Source organism: Pseudomonas sp. SST3, from assembly GCF_003325755.1.
This window is the reverse complement of record NZ_QORI02000104.1, coordinates 1-4,600: the sequence shown is the minus strand read 5'-3', so window position 1 is coordinate 4,600 and position 4,600 is coordinate 1. Positions and strand designations below refer to the sequence as shown.

The 4,600-nt window shown below is 58.9% G+C and carries 4 protein-coding genes and 1 pseudogene; all 5 read right to left on the bottom strand.

Annotated features, from left to right (window positions below; translation table 11 throughout):
* Window positions 1-2,324, bottom strand: a pseudogene (locus DQ405_RS24395) (TonB-dependent siderophore receptor); the annotation flags it as partial.
* A gap of 128 nt (window positions 2,325-2,452) precedes the next feature.
* Window positions 2,453-2,734 carry a GIY-YIG nuclease family protein gene (locus DQ405_RS24390; RefSeq protein ID WP_168426362.1) on the bottom strand — a complete coding sequence of 94 codons (282 nt, stop codon included), beginning with the start codon at window positions 2,732-2,734 and terminating at the stop codon, window positions 2,453-2,455.
* A gap of 70 nt (window positions 2,735-2,804) precedes the next feature.
* Complete coding sequence (locus tag DQ405_RS24385) at window positions 2,805-3,245, bottom strand: nuclear transport factor 2 family protein (RefSeq protein ID WP_168426361.1); 441 nt, start codon at window positions 3,243-3,245, stop codon at window positions 2,805-2,807.
* A 100-nt stretch (window positions 3,246-3,345) separates the two neighbouring features.
* Window positions 3,346-4,002 carry a DUF1120 domain-containing protein gene (locus DQ405_RS24380; protein ID WP_342030456.1) on the bottom strand — a complete coding sequence of 219 codons (657 nt, stop codon included), beginning with the start codon at window positions 4,000-4,002 and terminating at the stop codon, window positions 3,346-3,348.
* A gap of 220 nt (window positions 4,003-4,222) precedes the next feature.
* Window positions 4,223-4,600 (bottom strand): response regulator transcription factor (locus DQ405_RS24375; protein ID WP_168426360.1); only part of this gene is annotated, 378 nt, incomplete at its 5' end.

The following is a 4,600-nucleotide window of genomic DNA, read 5'->3' as shown; positions in this document are numbered from 1 at the left end:
AACAGGTTTTTCACGTTGAGCTGGAACTTGACCTTCTGCCCCTCAAGCTTGGTGTCGTAGCTGGCGAACACATCAGCCACGGTGTAGCTGGGCAGCTCGAAACTGTTGGCCGCGTCCCCTGCCCGCTCGCCGACATAACGCGCCCCGGCGCCGACGCGCAGTTGATCACCGCCCAGGATGCTGCCGAAGTCATACACCGCCGACAACGAGCCGGTGCTTTTTGCCACATTCTGCAGGCGATTGCCTTTGAGCTTAGGGTCTTCGGTGACCTCGGCATCGGTGTAGGCATAGCTGCCGATCAGGCTCCACTTATCCGTCAGCTGGCCGCTGGCATCCAACTCCAGGCCGCGAGAGCGCACTTTGCCGGCCACGCTGTACTCCGAGGTCAGGCCCTCGCCTACCTGCACCAACACGTTGCGTTTATCGATGGTGAACAGCGCCGCACTGGCAGTGATGCGCCCCGGCAGGTCGAACTTGGTACCCAATTCCCAGGCCTTGGATTCTTCCGGCTGCAAACTGCCGTTCAACACGGTTTTATTGGCCAGTGGCGCGATGGTGGAGTTGGGCTTGAACGACTCGGTATAGCTGCCATAAAACGACAGTTCATCGCTATAGCGTATACACCAGCCCAGCCCGCGGCACCCACTTCTGGCCATTGCCGTCGGTGTTGGCGGTGAACGGCACGCCTTTGCCGGCGTATTGGTCGTACATCTGGTAACGCGCACCGCCGACCAGAATCCATTGCTCGTTGAGGTGGATGGCATCCTGGAAGAACAACGAATCGCTGCGCAGCAGATCGGTCTGGTTGCTGTCCGGCGCGCTGACTTTGGAACCGGCGACTTCGTTGCCGTACACCGGGTTGTTGTAATCGAAGCTGCCTCGCGGTGCCTGGCGGATCAGGTCGGCGCGGTAGATCTTGCGGTATTCATCGTCCAGGCCAAATACCAGATCGTGCTGCATACCCGCAACATCGACCTTGCCTTCGAGGCTGGCGGTGGCGAAGCGGTCGGTGGTCAGTGCGCCCTGAGTGCCGTCCATGCTGCGGGTCAGGGTGCCGTTGGGGTTGACCTTGACCACGCGCACCTGGCTGGCGTCGTAGGTTTCGCGGTTCCAGCTGTAGCCGAAGTGGGCTTTCCAGTCGTCGTTGAGATCATGATCGACAGTCAAGCGGTACAGATCGGAGCGGCCTTCCATGTTATTGAAAGGCTCATCCAGACGGCGGGTGGCGGGGATGTTCAACGGATGGTTGGTCTTGGGATCGATGGCGGTGCCCCGGTCGAACGGCGCGAGAAATTCGCGATGTTCATAGGCTAGCACCACTTGGGTGGTGTCGCCGTACCAGGCCAGGGACGGCGCCACCAGGGTCTCGCGGTGGGTGCCGTAGTTGCGCCAGTAGTCTTCGTCTTCATGGTCGACGATCAGGCGATAGGCCAAGCCACTGTCACCGAGGGGGCCGGTGGTATCGAGGTTGCCGCCGCTGCCATTCTTGCCGCTGCCGAAGGTAGAGCCGCGCGCTGTCAGGGAGGTGGACTGCACCCGTTCAGGCTTTTTGCTGACGATATTGACCACACCGCCCGGGTCCTGGATGCCATACAACAGCGATGACGGGCCCTTGAGCACTTCGACACGCTCGGCGGTAGCGTTCAACGCCCGGCCCTGCACCACTGGCATACCGTCCTTCATGATCGAGCCATTACGGTTGTCGCCGAAGCCGCGCAACATCACCGCATCCTGGGTGCTGCCCAGGGTATTGGACTGAGTGATGCCACTGATATTGCCCAGCGCATCATCCAGGTTGCGCGGTTGTTGGTCGCGCAGCACTTGAGCCGGGACTACGTTGACGGTCTGCGGGGCTTCCAGCAGCAACCCATGGGAGCGCATCACCGAACTGGTCGGCGGCGGTTGGTAGCTGGTGCTGTCCTGAGCGAGGTTGGTGCCGCTGATGGTAGTAGCGCCGAGGTTGACCGCGCCATCGGTAGGCACCGGCTCCAGCGCCAGGGTTCGGGCGTCGATCTGGCGGAAGGTGAAGCCGGACTGGCTCAACAGACGTTGCAGCGCCTGGCTTGCAGTCATCGGCCCGCTGACCGCCGGGGCATTGAGGCCGTAGGGCGCTTCATCGGTGTAGATCACGCTGATACCGGTGATCCGGCTGAACTCGCTCAGCGCCTGAGGCAATGGCTTGGCCGCCAGGGCAAACTTGAATTGAGTGCTTTGCTGCTCCTGCGCCTGGGCAAATGCCAAAGCGGCAACAACGCCAGCCCCGATACCGCTAATGCCGAGGCTCCCAGCCACTGTTTGATCCAACCGCCCGCCGTCGACTTCATGCTGTGAGAATCCGTGTAAAAAACGCTGTTAAATGCGAATTGATCGCAGTTTCAAAGCATTACACGGATGGGCCGAGTGTTTACCTCACCTTTTTATGCAAATAACTTTTTTAGCCGCCCTCGCGTACTCAGGAGGCGTTGGTGGGGGAGCCACTTGCCGCCAGGCACTCCTTGGCGCTCTTTTTCAACTTCTTGATCAAGCGTTCCTGACGCAACGCTTCGCCTTTGCTCGCGCATTGCTCGGTGTACACCAGCGCCACCGCAGGGCTGGAGAGGAAAAAACGCGCCCCCTTACCGCTCTGGTGCTTGGCAAACCGGCGCAAAGGATCGTTGCTGATGCCGCAATACAACGAACCATTGGAGGCGCGCACCAGATAGACAAACCAGGGTTTTGGTTCAGGAGTATTCACAAGTTGATTCGGTTAACGCAAGGGAGCGCCCAGTCTATCAACGCCCGCTCTGAAATACCTTTCAGGCCTTTTATTTGGCCTGCGCGCGCACGGCGTTTTTCACCAGCGGCGTCCACCCCAGCAACAGGCCCTTGGCACCCAAGGCCTGGCGCGCCCAACGCCACAGGTCAAAATGGTCGTGATGCTCGCAGATCTTGCCGTCGCGAAACACGAACCGCGCCTGGATATCGTTGACCACCGTATTGCCCGTCGCACTGAACAGATACGTCGCCACCCAGTGGGCACTGCCACCCGTGTCATCGCTGCGCACTTGATCGAATACCAGGGAAAAGTCCTTGGCTCGCGTGGTGAGCATGCGCCACATGTCGCCGGCATCCCGACCGCGCAATTCGCCAAATGCCGGGTCGCTGAACAGCACATCGTCGGTGTAGCAGGCCGCCATGGCTTCGGCATCCAGCCGCTGGAAAGCGCTATAGAACTGGGTGATCAGGGCGTTGTGGGCATCACTCATGGGCAGGTTTCCGCACAATGAACAGGGGGCTGAACAATAGTCCGCGTTGCAGCATAAAGCTATGGCTTTACCCGTAAGGAATGCGTGATGCCCCACAGCGTTAAAGGTAGACGACGTCGAGCGTAGCGCTACCGTCTATGTAAACTTCCTCGGCAATCGGCAAATCCCTCTTGCCCGTCAGGGTCGTGGCAACGCCCACTTGCGCACTGAATCTGGTCATTGGAAAAGGCGCACTACTGCTGTCGTGGGCGGTACGCATCCAGCCTGGCTGCCACGTCGAACGGTCGGGTGCATTCACCCAGGTATTACCAGTCGGGGACTCGATTAAACCAACAGGGTTATCGTCGGCGGTAGCGTTAGACGTTGACAGTTCGTACCAACCGATTTTCTTCCCGGCGCTGGTCAGGCCCAGACCAAAACGTGAAAGGTCTTGCGGCTGAGTTGGATACGTGGGAATTGCAGTGCCCGGGCGATTATCCGTGCTCTTGACGGCCATCAGCACCGGCGCATCACAGGCCACCTCGAGCTGCAGCGTGGCCTTTGGAAGTACTTTATAGCCAAACTCCGGGAAGTCCTGAATCGAGATTTTGCCATGGTCCACTACCCCATCACCGGACAATGTGGGTGTAAAGGCGGAGGGCGTGATCACACCGACGACACTGAGGTCCACACTGGAGGCGGCCATTGCATTGGAAACACCGGCCAGCACAAACGCGGCGGTAATAAGTACACGAGAGGGATGCATATAAGCGCTCACTTGCGGTCGTTCAACTACACAGGACAAAAGGCACCTGCACGTGCGCCATCAACCTGCATGTTCGACTCATCTAATAGACTAGGGATTTGGGGACGGCCATCGCACATATTGCAAAGGCACCGTGGCTACTTTAAAGACCGCCTCTTTCAAACCCCATACAACTAATACGAATTGAAAAAAACACCGGTTAGTTTCAGCCTCGTCATAAAACTGTAACTTTCTAAGGCACCATTCCCGCATCTCGGGCGTAAGCAAACAAGTCAACGTCGGTAGAAATACTCAACCGTTGCATGGCGGTGCTTTTCTGCTTGCTGATAGTTGAAATACTGCGATTGACCTGTGCTGCGATCTGGCTGACGGTCATGCCGCTGGCCAGCATCCGCACCACCTCGCGTTCCTTGCCCGACAACTGCGGCTCTTGGGATTGATCGCCCGTTCCCGCCTCAACCAGTTGCACTCGCAGGCATTCGCTGGCAAAGGTCTGCCCGGCGCACACCGCCTTTATGGCCAGGGGCAACTCCCTGGCCGAAGCGCTTTTGGCGACAACCGCCTTGGCACCATGAGCGAAAGACGCGCGCAAGGTGGCGACGTTGGCGAA